The 13119-nt window shown below is 62.7% G+C and carries 16 protein-coding genes; 14 read left to right on the top strand and 2 right to left on the bottom strand.

Features of this window, described 5'->3' with window-relative positions; all coding sequences use genetic code 11:
• The first annotated feature begins 214 nt into the window (after positions 1–214).
• The 13 genes from PPA02S_RS09980 to PPA02S_RS09920 all read left to right on the top strand — a co-directional run bounded on the left by PPA02S_RS09980 (position 215) and on the right by PPA02S_RS09920 (position 10768).
• A complete protein-coding gene (locus PPA02S_RS09980) occupies positions 215–1024 on the top strand; it encodes an ATP-binding cassette domain-containing protein (RefSeq protein ID WP_028631524.1) in 810 nt (269 codons plus the stop codon).
• A complete protein-coding gene (mlaE, locus tag PPA02S_RS09975) occupies positions 1024–1821 on the top strand; it encodes a lipid asymmetry maintenance ABC transporter permease subunit MlaE (RefSeq protein WP_028631523.1) in 798 nt (265 codons plus the stop codon). The genes PPA02S_RS09980 and mlaE overlap by 1 nt, the downstream gene beginning before the upstream one ends.
• Positions 1821–2306, top strand: a complete 486-nt coding sequence (gene mlaD, locus PPA02S_RS09970) for an outer membrane lipid asymmetry maintenance protein MlaD (protein ID WP_028631522.1) — start codon at positions 1821–1823, stop codon at positions 2304–2306. The genes mlaE and mlaD overlap by 1 nt, the downstream gene beginning before the upstream one ends.
• A gap of 9 nt (positions 2307–2315) precedes the next feature.
• Positions 2316–2963: an MlaC/ttg2D family ABC transporter substrate-binding protein gene (locus tag PPA02S_RS09965; protein WP_028631521.1), complete on the top strand. Its 648-nt coding sequence runs from the start codon at positions 2316–2318 to the stop codon at positions 2961–2963.
• Positions 2960–3262, top strand: a complete 303-nt coding sequence (locus PPA02S_RS09960; RefSeq protein WP_028631520.1) for an STAS domain-containing protein — start codon at positions 2960–2962, stop codon at positions 3260–3262. Before PPA02S_RS09965 ends, PPA02S_RS09960 begins: the two co-directional genes overlap by 4 nt.
• 117 nt (positions 3263–3379) lie before the next feature.
• Positions 3380–3619, top strand: a complete 240-nt coding sequence (locus PPA02S_RS09955) for a BolA family protein (RefSeq protein ID WP_028631519.1) — start codon at positions 3380–3382, stop codon at positions 3617–3619.
• 23 nt (positions 3620–3642) lie between these two features.
• Positions 3643–4908, top strand: a complete 1266-nt coding sequence (gene murA, locus PPA02S_RS09950) for a UDP-N-acetylglucosamine 1-carboxyvinyltransferase (protein ID WP_028631518.1) — start codon at positions 3643–3645, stop codon at positions 4906–4908.
• Positions 4909–4999: 91 nt separating this feature from the next.
• Positions 5000–5635, top strand: coding sequence for an ATP phosphoribosyltransferase (gene hisG / locus PPA02S_RS09945; RefSeq protein ID WP_028631517.1), 636 nt, complete (start codon positions 5000–5002; stop codon positions 5633–5635).
• A gap of 130 nt (positions 5636–5765) precedes the next feature.
• Positions 5766–7091 (top strand): histidinol dehydrogenase, encoded by a 1326-nt coding sequence (hisD, locus tag PPA02S_RS09940; protein ID WP_028631516.1) that lies wholly within the window; start codon positions 5766–5768, stop codon positions 7089–7091.
• 2 nt (positions 7092–7093) lie between these two features.
• On the top strand, positions 7094–8140 hold the full coding sequence (gene hisC / locus PPA02S_RS09935) for a histidinol-phosphate transaminase (protein WP_028631515.1): 1047 nt from the start codon (positions 7094–7096) through the stop codon (positions 8138–8140).
• A 134-nt stretch (positions 8141–8274) separates the two neighbouring features.
• On the top strand, positions 8275–8922 hold the full coding sequence (locus PPA02S_RS09930) for a FadR/GntR family transcriptional regulator (protein WP_028631514.1): 648 nt from the start codon (positions 8275–8277) through the stop codon (positions 8920–8922).
• A 12-nt stretch (positions 8923–8934) separates the two neighbouring features.
• A complete protein-coding gene (locus PPA02S_RS09925; protein ID WP_028631513.1) occupies positions 8935–10215 on the top strand; it encodes a CynX/NimT family MFS transporter in 1281 nt (426 codons plus the stop codon).
• A 67-nt stretch (positions 10216–10282) separates the two neighbouring features.
• Positions 10283–10768 carry a nuclear transport factor 2 family protein gene (locus PPA02S_RS09920; RefSeq protein WP_028631512.1) on the top strand — a complete coding sequence of 162 codons (486 nt, stop codon included), beginning with the start codon at positions 10283–10285 and terminating at the stop codon, positions 10766–10768.
• Here PPA02S_RS09920 and PPA02S_RS09915 read toward each other — a convergent pair.
• On the bottom strand, positions 10747–11646 hold the full coding sequence (locus PPA02S_RS09915) for a hypothetical protein (protein ID WP_050577074.1): 900 nt from the start codon (positions 11644–11646) through the stop codon (positions 10747–10749). The two genes, PPA02S_RS09920 and PPA02S_RS09915, sit on opposite strands and share 22 nt — an antisense overlap.
• A 28-nt stretch (positions 11647–11674) precedes the next feature.
• Here PPA02S_RS09915 and PPA02S_RS09910 point away from each other — a divergent pair, with 28 nt between their 5' ends.
• Positions 11675–11968 carry a GIY-YIG nuclease family protein gene (locus PPA02S_RS09910; protein ID WP_028631511.1) on the top strand — a complete coding sequence of 98 codons (294 nt, stop codon included), beginning with the start codon at positions 11675–11677 and terminating at the stop codon, positions 11966–11968.
• Between the two features lie 13 nt (positions 11969–11981).
• On the opposite strand, the gene yejK is transcribed toward PPA02S_RS09910, so the two are convergent.
• The gene (gene yejK / locus PPA02S_RS09905) at positions 11982–12989 is read right to left on the bottom strand and encodes a nucleoid-associated protein YejK (RefSeq protein ID WP_028631510.1); all 1008 of its coding nucleotides are present in this window, start codon (positions 12987–12989) and stop codon (positions 11982–11984) included.
• Positions 12990–13119: the final 130 nt, after the last annotated feature.

The following is a 13119-nucleotide window of genomic DNA, read 5'->3' as shown; positions in this document are numbered from 1 at the left end:
ATTATAGCGGTATTGAATGAAACCCTCACGCTTTCGATTGTCGTAGGCAATGTACCCCCAGGCTGTCGTGACGCTGAACGACGCGTTTGGCAGCCTTGGGGCGGCGCTGCCAGCGGTGCTATAGTTCGCCGCTATTCAGCCTGCCCAGGGGCGTGTGCCTTCCAGATGAAGGCCGACGTCCACTAGGACGAGGCTGCACTAGCAAGGAGTCTAGATGAGTGTGGATAGCGCCTGCGCGGTCGAGTTGAAGGGGGTTTCCTTCAAGCGGGGTTCGCGCAGCATTTTCAACAATGTCGACATCCGCATCCCACGCGGCAAGGTCACTGGCATCATGGGGCCATCCGGGTGCGGCAAAACCACATTGCTGCGTCTGATGGGCGCCCAGTTGCGGCCATCCAGCGGTGAAGTATGGGTCGCCGGGCAGAACTTGCCGACCCTGTCGCGCAGCGACCTGTTCGACGCGCGCAAGCAGATGGGCGTGCTGTTCCAGAGTGGCGCGCTGTTCACCGACCTGGATGTGTTCGAGAACGTCGCTTTCCCGCTGCGCGTGCATACCCAGCTGCCGGATGAAATGATCCGTGACATCGTGTTGATGAAGCTGCAGGCCGTGGGCCTGCGCGGTGCCATCGACCTGATGCCGGATGAGCTGTCGGGCGGCATGAAACGCCGCGTGGCGCTGGCCAGGGCGATTGCCCTGGACCCGCAGATCCTCATGTACGATGAGCCGTTCGTTGGTCAGGACCCGATCGCCATGGGTGTGCTGGTGCGGCTGATCCGCCTGCTTAACGATGCCCTGGGCATCACCAGCATCGTCGTGTCCCATGACCTGGCAGAAACCGCCAGCATCGCCGACTACATCTACGTGGTGGGTGATGGCCAGGTGCTGGGGCAGGGCACCCCTGACGAATTGATGGGGTCGGATAACCCGCGTATCCGCCAGTTCATGAAAGGCGACCCGGATGGCCCTGTACCCTTCCACTTCCCTGCGCCCGATTACCGCGCCGATCTGCTGGGGGCGCGCTGATGCGTAGAAAATCCATGCTTGAGCGCGTGCGCCTGTTCGGCCGCGCGGCAATCGATGTAGTGGCCGTGCTGGGGCGCTCCTGCCTCTTCCTGTTCCATGCCCTGGTCGGGCGCGGTGGCATTGGCGGCGGTTTCCAGCTGCTGACCAGGCAACTGTACTCAGTGGGTGTGTTGTCGCTAGCCATCATCGTGGTGTCCGGTACCTTCATTGGCATGGTGCTGGCCCTGCAGGGCTACAGCATCCTCACCAAATACGGTTCGGAGCAGGCAGTGGGCCAGATGGTCGCCCTTACCCTGCTGCGCGAGCTTGGTCCGGTCGTCACCGCCCTGCTGTTCGCAGGCCGCGCCGGGTCCGCGCTCACGGCTGAAATCGGCAACATGAAGTCCACCGAGCAGCTGTCGAGCCTTGAAATGATCGGCGTCGACCCACTCAAGTACATCGTTGCCCCGCGCCTGTGGGCCGGCTTCATCTCGCTACCGTTGCTGGCACTGATCTTCAGCGTGGTGGGCATCTGGGGCGGGTCGTGGGTGGCAGTCGACTGGCTGGGCGTCTACGAGGGTTCGTTCTGGGCCAACATGCAGAACAGTGTTTCGTTCACCGACGACGTGCTCAACGGGTTGATAAAGAGCCTGGTGTTCGCCTTCGTCACCACCTGGATCGCCGTATTCCAGGGGTATGACTGTGAGCCCACCTCAGAAGGGATCAGCCGTGCCACTACCAGGACCGTGGTCTATGCCTCGCTGGCTGTACTGGGTCTGGACTTTATTCTGACCGCCTTGATGTTTGGAGATTTCTGATGCAAAACCGCACCCTGGAAATCGGTGTAGGCCTGTTTCTGTTGGCCGGGATCCTGGCGTTGCTGCTGCTGGCCCTGCGTGTCAGCGGCCTGTCGGCAAGCCCGACCAGCGATACCTATAAAGTTTACGCCTACTTCGACAATATCGCCGGTTTGACTGTCAGAGCCAAAGTGACCATGGCCGGTGTCACCATCGGCAAGGTCACCGCCATCGACCTGGACCGTGATTCCTTCACCGGTCGGGTGACCTTGCAGCTGGACAAGTCGGTGAACAACCTGCCGACCGATTCCACTGCATCGATCCTGACCGCAGGCCTGTTGGGTGAGAAGTACATCGGCATCAGCGTCGGCGGTGAGGAAGAGGTGCTCAAGGACGGCGGTACCATCCATGACACCCAGTCCGCGCTGGTGCTGGAAGATCTGATTGGCAAGTTCCTGCTCAACACTGTTGGCAAGGAACCCCGAGACGCGCAACCGGCTAATTGAGGAGTTTCCATGATATCGATTCTGCGACGTGGCTTGCTGGTCCTGCTGGCAGCCTTGCCTCTCATGAGCATGGCTGCCCAGTCCCCTCATGACGTGATTCAAAGCACCACCAATGAATTGCTGGGTGATCTGAAGGCCAACAAGCAGCAGTACCAGGCCAACCCGAGCGCGTTCTACGACGCGCTGAACCGCATCCTGGGCCCGGTGGTGGATGCCGATGGCATCTCGCGCAGCATCATGACCGTGAAGTACTCGCGCAAGGCCAGCCCTGAGCAGATGCAGCGCTTCCAGGAAAACTTCAAGCGCAGCCTGATGCAGTTCTACGGCAACGCCCTGCTGGAGTACAACAACCAGGGCATCGTGGTGGACCCGGCCAAGTCTGACGATGGTAAGCGGGCCAGTGTCGGCATGAAGGTCACCGGTAACAACGGTGCGGTGTACCCGGTGCAGTACACGCTGGAGAACCTCGCTGGCGAATGGAAGGTGCGTAACGTCATCGTCAATGGCATTAACATCGGCAAGCTGTTCCGCGATCAGTTCGCTGACGCCATGCAGCGTAATGGCAACAACCTGGACAAGACCATCGACGGCTGGGCGGGTGAAGTGGCCAAGGCCAAGCAAACCGCCGACAGTTCGCCAGAAAAGGCCGTCAAATGAGTGAAGCGACCGCGAGCATGAGCGAGCCAGGCGTGGTCCGCCTTGCCGGCGTGCTGGACTACCGCAGCGGGCCTGCCTTGCGTAAGCAGGGCAAGGCATTGATAGCGGGCAGCGACGGCGTGGACGTGGTGATCGATTGCTCCGCCGTACAGCGCTCCACCAGCGTCGGGCTTTCGTTGCTGCTGGCGTTCATGCGCGATGCCGGCGCTGCCGGCAAGCGTTGCCAGGTGCGCGGCATGCCCGATGACATGCGGGAAATCGCCGAGGTGTACGACCTCGACGAGGTGCTGGCCACCTGATGGCTCTGCTGGGATGATGGCCCCTCGGTCAGCGAACCCGTTGTTGGGCTTCGCAGGCGAGGGGCTTTTTTGTATGATGGCCGACCCGTGCGCATCGGGCGCCGATTGAGGTTGAGCATGCAGGCCATAGAAGTTAAAAGCTTCCTTGAAGAAAAATTGCCGGGTTCCCGGGTCGAAGTTGAAGGCGAAGGCTGCAACTTCCAGCTGAACGTGATCAGCGACGAGTTGGCCGGCCTGAGCCCGGTCAAACGCCAGCAGGCGATTTACGCTCACCTGAATCCGTGGATCGCCAACGGCAGCATCCATGCGGTAACCATGAAATTTTTCAGCAGCGCAGCCTGGGCTGAGCGCACCTGAGCCAACTTGGCGGCGAGATTCCAATGGACAAACTGATTATTACTGGTGGCGCTCGCCTTGATGGCGAGATCCGCATTTCGGGCGCGAAGAACGCAGCCCTGCCCATTCTGGCTGCGACCTTGCTGGCCGATGGCCCGGTCACTGTGGGCAACCTGCCGCACCTGCACGACATCACCACCATGATCGAGCTGTTCGGTCGCATGGGCATCGAGCCTGTGATCGACGAAAAGCTGGCGGTGGAAATCGACCCTCGTACCATCAAGACCCTGGTCGCACCCTACGAGCTGGTGAAAACCATGCGTGCCTCCATTCTGGTGCTCGGCCCCATGGTTGCCCGTTTCGGCGAGGCCGAGGTGGCGTTGCCAGGCGGTTGCGCCATTGGCTCGCGACCTGTCGACCTGCACATTCGTGGCCTGGAGGCCATGGGCGCGAAGATCGAGGTTGAAGGTGGCTACATCAAGGCCAAGGCGCCTGAGGGGGGCCTGCGCGGTGCGCACTTCTTCTTCGATACCGTGAGTGTGACCGGTACCGAGAACATCATGATGGCCGCAGCGCTGGCCAACGGCCGTAGTGTGCTGCAGAACGCGGCCCGCGAGCCGGAAGTGGTCGACCTGGCCAACTTCATCAACGCCATGGGCGGCAATGTGCAGGGCGCCGGCACCGATACCATCACCATCGAGGGTGTTGCGCGGCTGGGTTCGGCCCACTACCGCGTCATGCCGGACCGCATCGAAACCGGCACCTACCTGGTGGCCGCTGCCGTTACCGGTGGCCGCGTCAAGGTCAAGGACACCGACCCCACCATCCTTGAGGCGGTTCTGGAAAAGCTCAAGGAAGCAGGCGCCGACATCACCACCGGTGAGGACTGGATCGAGCTGAACATGCACGGCAAGCGGCCGAAAGCCGTCAACCTGCGCACGGCCCCGTACCCAGCGTTCCCGACCGACATGCAGGCGCAGTTCATTTCGCTCAACGCCATTGCCGAAGGCACCGGTGCGGTAATCGAAACGATCTTCGAAAACCGCTTCATGCACGTGTACGAAATGCACCGCATGGGCGCGCAGATTCAGGTCGAGGGCAACACCGCCATCGTGACCGGCGTCAACGCCCTGAAAGGTGCCCCGGTAATGGCCACCGACCTGCGCGCATCCGCCAGCCTGGTGCTGTCAGCACTGGTGGCCGAAGGCGACACCCTGATCGATCGCATCTACCATATCGACCGTGGCTACGAGTGCATCGAGGAAAAACTGCAGATGCTCGGCGCCAAGATCCGCCGCGTACCGGGCTGATTGCCCTGGGGCGCAAGGACGCGCCGTTCGAATTGAATGCGGCCAGGTGCACCACCTGGCCGGCAGTAGCTGCTTAAGGACCGACGTTCCAATGTTGACCATCGCGCTTTCCAAAGGCCGTATTCTCGACGATACCCTGCCATTGCTGGCCGAGGCCGGTATCGTTCCCACCGAGAACCCGGACAAGAGCCGCAAGCTGATCATCCCGACCACGCAGGACGACGTGCGCCTGCTGATCGTGCGTGCCACCGACGTGCCGACCTATGTCGAACACGGCGCCGCCGACCTGGGTGTGGCAGGCAAGGACGTGCTGATGGAGTACGGTGGGCAGGGCCTTTACGAGCCCCTGGATCTGCAGATTGCCCGCTGCAAGCTGATGACCGCTGGCGTGGTCGGCGCGCCCGAGCCCAAGGGCCGCCTGCGCGTGGCCACCAAGTTCGTGAACGTGGCCAAGCGTTACTATGCCGAGCAGGGTCGCCAGGTCGACATCATCAAGCTGTACGGCTCGATGGAGCTGGCACCCCTGATCAACCTGGCAGACAAGATCATCGATGTGGTCGACACCGGTAACACCTTGCGTGCCAACGGCCTGGAGCCCCAGGAAATGATCGCGCACATCAGTTCGCGCCTGGTGGTTAACAAGGCCTCCATGAAAATGCAGCACGCCCGCATCCAGAGCCTGATCGACACGCTGCGCCAAGCGGTTGAATCGCGACACCGCGGCTGACGACTTCCTGCGCGCAGCGTTGGCTGTCGCGCCCGTCTATCCGCGTCATAGCCACTTTTCTCGGGTGCCCGTGCGGATGGACTGGTAGCCTAGGGCGCCTGAGCATTCGCTATCAATCGAGGCCCTCGCCATGACCGTGTCCACCGCAATTGCCCGTCTCAACGCTGCTGACCCGGATTTCGCTCGGCATCTGGATCATCTGCTGAGCTGGGAGAGCGTGTCCGACGAAGCGGTCAACCAGCGTGTACTCGATATCATCAAGGCCGTGCGCGAGCGTGGCGATGCTGCCCTTGTGGAGTTCACCCAGCGTTTCGACGGGGTAGAGGCTAGCTGCATCGACGACCTTATTCTGGGCCGCGAGCGCCTTGAACTGGCGCTTACCCGTATCACCGACGAGCAGCGTGCAGCCCTTGAGAAGGCAGCCGACCGCGTGCGCATGTACCACGAGCGGCAGAAGCAGGACTCGTGGCAGTACACCGAGGCTGACGGTACCGTACTGGGGCAGAAGGTCACGCCGTTGGACCGCGCCGGCCTTTATGTGCCGGGTGGCAAGGCGTCCTACCCGTCCTCGGTGCTGATGAACGCGATTCCGGCCAAGGTGGCGGGTGTCACCGAAGTGGTCATGGTGGTGCCGACCCCGCGTGGCGAGGTCAACGAGCTGGTGCTGGCCGCAGCCTGCATTGCCGGTGTGGACCGAGTGTTCACGGTGGGCGGCGCCCAGGCGGTGGCTGCCCTAGCCTATGGCACCGAGAGCGTGCCCCAGGTGGACAAGATCGTCGGCCCGGGCAACATCTACGTGGCCACCGCCAAGCGCCACGTGTTCGGCCAGGTAGGCATCGACATGATCGCCGGGCCGTCGGAAATTCTCGTGGTGTGTGACGGCCAGACCGACCCGGACTGGATCGCCATGGACCTGTTCTCCCAGGCAGAGCACGACGAAGACGCCCAGGCCATTCTGGTCAGCCCGGATGCCGATTTCCTCGACCGCGTGGCAGCCAGCATCAGCAAGTTGCTGCCGACCATGGAACGCGCCGAGATCATCGAGAAATCGGTGAATGGTCGCGGCGCCCTGATCCAGGTGCGGGACATGCAGCAGGCAATCGAGGTGGCCAACCGTATCGCCCCTGAGCACCTGGAGTTGTCGGTGGCTGACCCGCAGGCCTGGTTGCCGCACATTCGCCACGCCGGTGCGATCTTCATGGGCCGCCACACCAGCGAAGCGCTGGGCGACTATTGCGCAGGCCCCAACCACGTACTGCCCACCTCCGGCACTGCGCGCTTCTCGTCGCCGCTGGGGGTGTACGACTTCCAGAAGCGTTCGTCGATCATCTATTGCTCCGAGCAAGGCGCCTCCGAACTGGGTCGCACTGCCTCGGTGCTGGCCCGTGGTGAGTCCCTGACGGCCCACGCCCGTAGCGCCGAATACCGCATCCTGAGCCAAGAGAAGGGGAACTGAGCATGAGTCGATTCTGGAGCCCTTTCGTCAAGGACCTGGTGCCTTACGTCCCCGGCGAGCAGCCCAAGCTGGCGCGCCTGGTCAAGCTCAATACCAACGAGAACCCCTACGGCCCATCGCCTAAAGCGGTGGAAGCCATGCGCGGGGAGCTGGGCGACAACCTGCGCCTGTACCCGGACCCCAACGGTGACCGCCTCAAGCAGGCGGTCGCGGAGTACTACGGCGTTACCCCGGCGCAGGTATTCGTAGGTAACGGCTCGGACGAGGTGCTGGCGCACATCTTCCATGGCCTGTTCCAGCACGACGGGCCGCTGCTGTTCCCGGACATCAGCTACAGCTTCTACCCGGTGTACTGCGGCCTGTATGGCATCACCTTCGAACAGGTGCCGCTGGATGAGCAGTTCCAGATCCGCGTGGAGGATTACCGCAAGCCGAACGCGGGCATCATCTTCCCCAACCCCAACGCGCCCACTGGCTGCCTGTTGCCTCTGCAGGCAGTTGAGCAGTTGCTGCAGGCCAGCCCGGATTCGGTGGTGGTGGTGGATGAAGCCTACATCGACTTTGGCGGCGAAACGGCCATCAGCCTGGTAAACCGCTACGACAACCTGTTGGTGACCCAGACCCTGTCCAAATCGCGGTCGCTGGCCGGCCTGCGGGTTGGGTTGGCGGTGGGCCACCCGGACCTGATCGAGGCACTGGAACGGATCAAGAACAGCTTCAACTCATACCCGCTGGACCGCGCCGCCATCGTCGGCGCGGCAGTGGCATTCGAGGACCGCGCCTATTTCGACCAGACCTGCCGCAAGGTCATCGACAGCCGCGAAAAGCTGGTCGCGCAGCTGCAGGCCAAGGGCTTCGAAGTGCTGCCGTCTGCTGCCAACTTTGTATTCGCTCGCCATCCACAACAGGATGCCGGGGAGTTGGCGGCGCGTTTGCGCGAGCAAGGCGTGATCGTGCGCCACTTCAAGCAGGCGCGTATTGATCAGTTCCTGCGCATTACCATCGGTACGCCTGAGATGAACCAGGCGTTGCTGGATGCACTGGGCTGACACACAGTTAGGGGCTCACCGGGATAAGGTGCGGTGCCAACCGGCTACCCCACCTTATCTGGCAATAAACGATTGTTGAGCGATCAGAGATGCTTTATTTTGATCGCTAATTCATCCGATGACTGGATGTACCGATGTCCTTGTTGATAAAACGCTCGTTGGTCGAGCAGGCTGTGGACCAGTTGCGCGAGCGTATCTCGCAAGGCGCCTGGTTGGTCGGTGAGCGGCTGCCCACCGAGCCTGAACTGGCGCTTCAGTTGGGGATCAGCCGCAATACCGTGCGCGAGGCCATGCGCGTGCTGGCGTTCAGTGGCCTGGTGGAAATTCGCCAGGGGGATGGCAGCTACCTGCGCACCGCTCAGGACCCTCTGCACGCCGTACAGGCCATGACCCAGTGCACCCCTGAGCAGGCACGGGAAACCCGCCACATTCTGGAAACCGAGGCCATTGCACTGGCAGCCCTGCGCCGTACCGACACGGATCTGCAGCGCCTGCGGGAGGCCTTGCAGGGGAGCGCCGGCCATTTCCACGGTGATGTGGACGCCTACGTCGCCTGCGACCTGGTGTTCCACCAGCGTCTGGTCGATGCGGCCCACAACCCGGCACTCAGTGAGCTGTACCGCTATTTTTCCGGTGTGGTGGCTGCGGCCTTGCAGCACAACATGGCCACGGTTCCCCGTTGCCAGGCCACGTTCGACCTGCACGGGCAAATCCTCGACGCTATCGAACAACGCGATGCCCAGCGGGCCAAGCGCCTGAGCCGTACCCTCATCGAATCCTGATACGAGAAGCCCATGTCTGATTCCACGATCCGTACCAACCCACCCGGCACGGCGGACCTCGACCCGTTGCTGATCGATGCCGAGGCCGATGACGAGCAGGTGCAGGCGCAACCGGCGGTTACGCCGCGCCCCTGGCTGCTGCTGCTCGGCCTGGTGCTGGTGGCATTGAACCTGCGCCCGGCGTTGTCGAGCATGGCACCCGTGTTGGGCCAGGTGTCCGACGGGCTGGGGCTCAGCGCCGCCCAGGCCGGGTTGCTGACCACCTTGCCGGTGTTGTGCCTGGGCCTGTTCGCGCCACTGGCGCCGGTACTGGCGCGTCGTCTGGGCAGCGAGCGCGTGGTGCTGGTGATTCTTGTCACCCTGGCGCTGGGCATTGTGCTGCGCAGTACGCTGGGGGCAACAGGGCTGTTCATGGGTAGCCTGGTGGCAGGGGCCAGCATCGGCATTATCGGGGTCTTGCTACCCGGTATCGTCAAACGTGACTTCCCTCAGCATGCTGGCACCCTGACGGGCGTGTACACCATGGCGCTGTGCCTCGGTGCAGCCATGGCGGCCGGGGCCACGGTGCCGCTGGCCCAGTATTTCGATGACAGCTGGGCCCTGGGGCTGGGGTTCTGGATGCTGCCCGCCTTGGTGGCCATGTTGGTGTGGCTGCCCCAGGCTCGCCAAGGCCACGGCCAGCACAAGGTTGCTTACCGCGTGCGCGGCCTGTGGCGCGACCCGCTGGCCTGGCAGGTGACGTTGTACATGGGCCTGCAGTCGTCACTGGCCTATATCGTCTTTGGCTGGTTGCCGTCGATTCTGATCGGGCGTGGCCTTAGCCCCACGCAAGCGGGGCTGGTGCTGTCGGGTTCGGTGATCGTGCAACTGGCAAGCTCCCTTGCAGTCCCCTGGCTGGCCACGCGTGGCAAAGACCAGCGGCTGGCGATCGTGCTAGTCATGCTGGTGACCCTTTGCGGGTTGTTCGGTTGCCTGTATGCGCCGCTCTCCGGGCTGTGGGGCTGGGCGGTGGTGCTGGGGTTGGGGCAGGGTGGCACGTTCGCCCTGGCGCTGACCTTGATCGTGCTGCGCTCCCGGGATGCCCATGTGGCGGCGAACCTGTCGAGCATGGCTCAGGGCGTGGGTTATACCCTGGCGTCCATGGGGCCCTTCGCGGTAGGGCTGGTGCACGACCTGACCGGTGGCTGGGCAGCCCTGGGCTGGGTATTTGCGATTATCGGCCTGGGGGCCATCGTGTTCGGCCTGGGGGCCGGGCGTGCCCTGCATGTCCAGGTCACCAGCGAGAAGGTCTGAAAGGCCGCTGGCGCACGCGAGCCGGGCAGATTATCGTGCGGCTTTGCCCTCCCAGGACCTTGAGCCCATGAGCGACGCCAACCGTGAACTGATCACCCGCTTCTACCAGGCCTTCCAGCGCCTCGATGCCGAGGCCATGGCTGCCTGCTACAGCGACGATGTCGTCTTCAGTGACCCGGTGTTCGGCACCCTGCGCGGCAAGGATGCCGCAGACATGTGGCGCATGCTCACCCAGCGGGCAAAGGCGTTCTCCCTTAACTTCGACAAGGTGCGGGCGGATGAGCACGGCGGGGCGGCGCAGTGGGTGGCGACCTACACGTTTGCCCAGACCGGGCGCACGGTGGTCAACCGCATTCAGGCGCGTTTTCTGATTCGGGACGGGCTGATCTACCAGCACGACGACAGCTTCGACCTGTGGGGGTGGTCGCGCCAGGCGCTGGGCACGCCGGGTTTGCTGCTGGGCTGGACACCCTGGCTGCAGGGTAAGGTACGCCAGCAGGCCTTCAAGGGCCTGCGAGCGTTCCAGCATGCTCAAGGTAGCGCGACGGCCTGATCGCTTTCGTAGTAATTGAAGGTGGCGCGTTCAGTGCCATCTTGCGGCAGGCGGATGCGTATCACCGGTATGAAGCCGCCGTAGGTCTTGTGCCAGTCTTGCTGGTCGGCCTGAGCCTGCTGCAAGGCACCATACTCGCCCTCGATGTGGAAGAACGACTGGATGGGCAGGGTATTGGCGCTGGCTTCTTCCCAGGCGCCTACCACCACTTCGTTCCAGGGGAACGGCATTTCCTGTGCGAACAGCTGCTGGCCGCGCAGGCTTTGGTAAAAGGCGTCGGCCCGCTCCGGTACGCGTGTGCGGCGGATGTCGAAGGCGCACTGGCGTTTGTAGTCGCCGGTTTTCCTGTAGTGGGCTATCCAGTCCTCGGCGCTAAGCACGCCCTGCTCGTGGCAGGCGGCTTCGCGTTCAGGGGTCTGGCGGTTATCGCCGCAGCCCCGGTTGTCTCGCTCCCAGGTGTCACCGTCGGTGGGCCAGGCGCACAGCATCTCGTAGTGCAGCGAGCCCTTGGGTCGCTGCAGCAGGGGGTAGAGGGTGAAGCCGCTGCGCCCGTCGGCGGCCAGCCGGGTGACAGGCAAATCGCGACGCAGGTACGAGAACGAAACCCCGCCCTTGTCCTTGCTGTTCTGGCTATGATGCCAGGTGTGATAGTGCGGGGATGGCCGGGTGGATCTGAGCAGTACCCCCGAGCAGGCATGGGCTGGTACGGCGTTACCTTCGCACTGTGCTGGGGTAGCGTCGTAGTTGCGCTGCATGCGCTGCGCGGTTTTCTCGCCGATGGACGCCTGAGTGGCAGAGGCTGCCGCCAGCAGTGCGACGGTCAGCCACGTACGGGTTTTACAAGCGAGCATGATGAAGCCCTCGATGTGTGGGCTCATCAAATTAATGATGGAAAGGGCAGGCGTCGTGAGTGAACAAGTGCCGGGTCAGGCAATAAAACCCTGGTATGTGTACCTGGTCAGGGCCGCCAACGGTTCGCTGTACTGCGGTATCAGCGACGACCCGCAGCGGCGCTTCGTGGCGCACCAGAACGGCAGGGGGGCGCGGTATTTCAAGACCAGCCCGGCCCAGGCGCTGGTGTATGTGGAGCAATGGCCGGACAAGGGCGAGGCCCTGCGGCAGGAGCGGCTGGTCAAACGGCTGCGCAAGTCGGCGAAGGAGGCCTTGGTGGCCTCCTATACCGCACCCGCCGCTGTCTAGGGTAGCCTGGGCCTTAGTCCTTGCGCCGCTTGAGCTGGTCGACCAGGGTGGTCGGCAAGCCTTTGATGATCAGCGTCCCTGCCGCTTCGTCATACTCCACCTTGTCACCCAGCAGATGGGCCTCGAAGCTGATCGACAACCCTTCGGCGCGCCCGGTGAAGCGGCGGAACTGGTTGAGGGTACGTTTGTCAGCAGGGATTTCCGGCGACAGGCCATAGTCCTTGTTGCGGATATGGTCGTAGAACGCCTTGGGGCGCTCTTCGTCGATCAGGCTGGACAATTCTTCCAGGGTGACCGGTTCGCCCAGTTTGGTCTGGGTCGTGGCGTACTCCACCAGTGTCTGGGTTTTTTCCCGGGCGGACGCTTCAGGCAGGTCCTCGCTCTCCACGAAATCGCTGAAGGCCTTGAGTAGCGTGCGGGTTTCGCCCGGGCCGTCGACCCCTTCCTGGCAGCCGATGAAGTCACGGAAGTAGTCCGATACCTTCTTGCCGTTCTTGCCCTTGATGAACGAGATGTACTGCTTGGAGTTCTGGTTGTTCTTCCATTCCGACAGGTTGATGCGTGCTGCCAGGTGCAATTGGCCTAGGTCCAGGTGCCGTGATGGCGTGACGTCGAGTTCGGCGTTCACGGCCACGCCTTCGCTGTGGTGCAGCAGGGCGATGGCCAGGTACTCGGTCATGCCCTGCTGGTAGTGAGCGAACAGGATGTGCCCGCCCGTTGAGAGGTTGGACTCTTCCATCAGCTTTTGCAGGTGTTCGACGGCCATGCGGCTGAACGCGGTGAAATCCTTGTCTGCATCCAGGTACTGTTTAAGCCAGCCGCTCAGAGGGTAGGCCCCGGACTCGCCGTGGAAAAAGCCCCAGGCCTTGCCTTGTTTGGCGTTGTAGCTGTCATTGAGGTCGGCCAGCAGGTTTTCGATGGCGTCGGAGGCGGCCAGTTCAGTGTCGCGGGCGTGCAGCACAGCGGGGCTGCCATCGGGCTTTTTGTCGATCAGGTGAACGATGCAATGGCGGATTGGCATGGGATTCTCAACGGGCTGCAAAAGGCCTGAAGTTTACCTCAGACGCAGGGCGATGCAGTGGCCAGAAGTTGGCGCAAATGCCAGTTGCTCGTTTTTTAAGCAACTTTGTGGCTTTAAGGCGAAAAACCCC

This window comes from Pseudomonas parafulva NBRC 16636 = DSM 17004 (genome assembly GCF_000730645.1).
GTDB lineage: Bacteria > Pseudomonadota > Gammaproteobacteria > Pseudomonadales > Pseudomonadaceae > Aquipseudomonas > Aquipseudomonas parafulva.
This window is presented reverse-complemented; position numbering and strand designations above follow the sequence as displayed.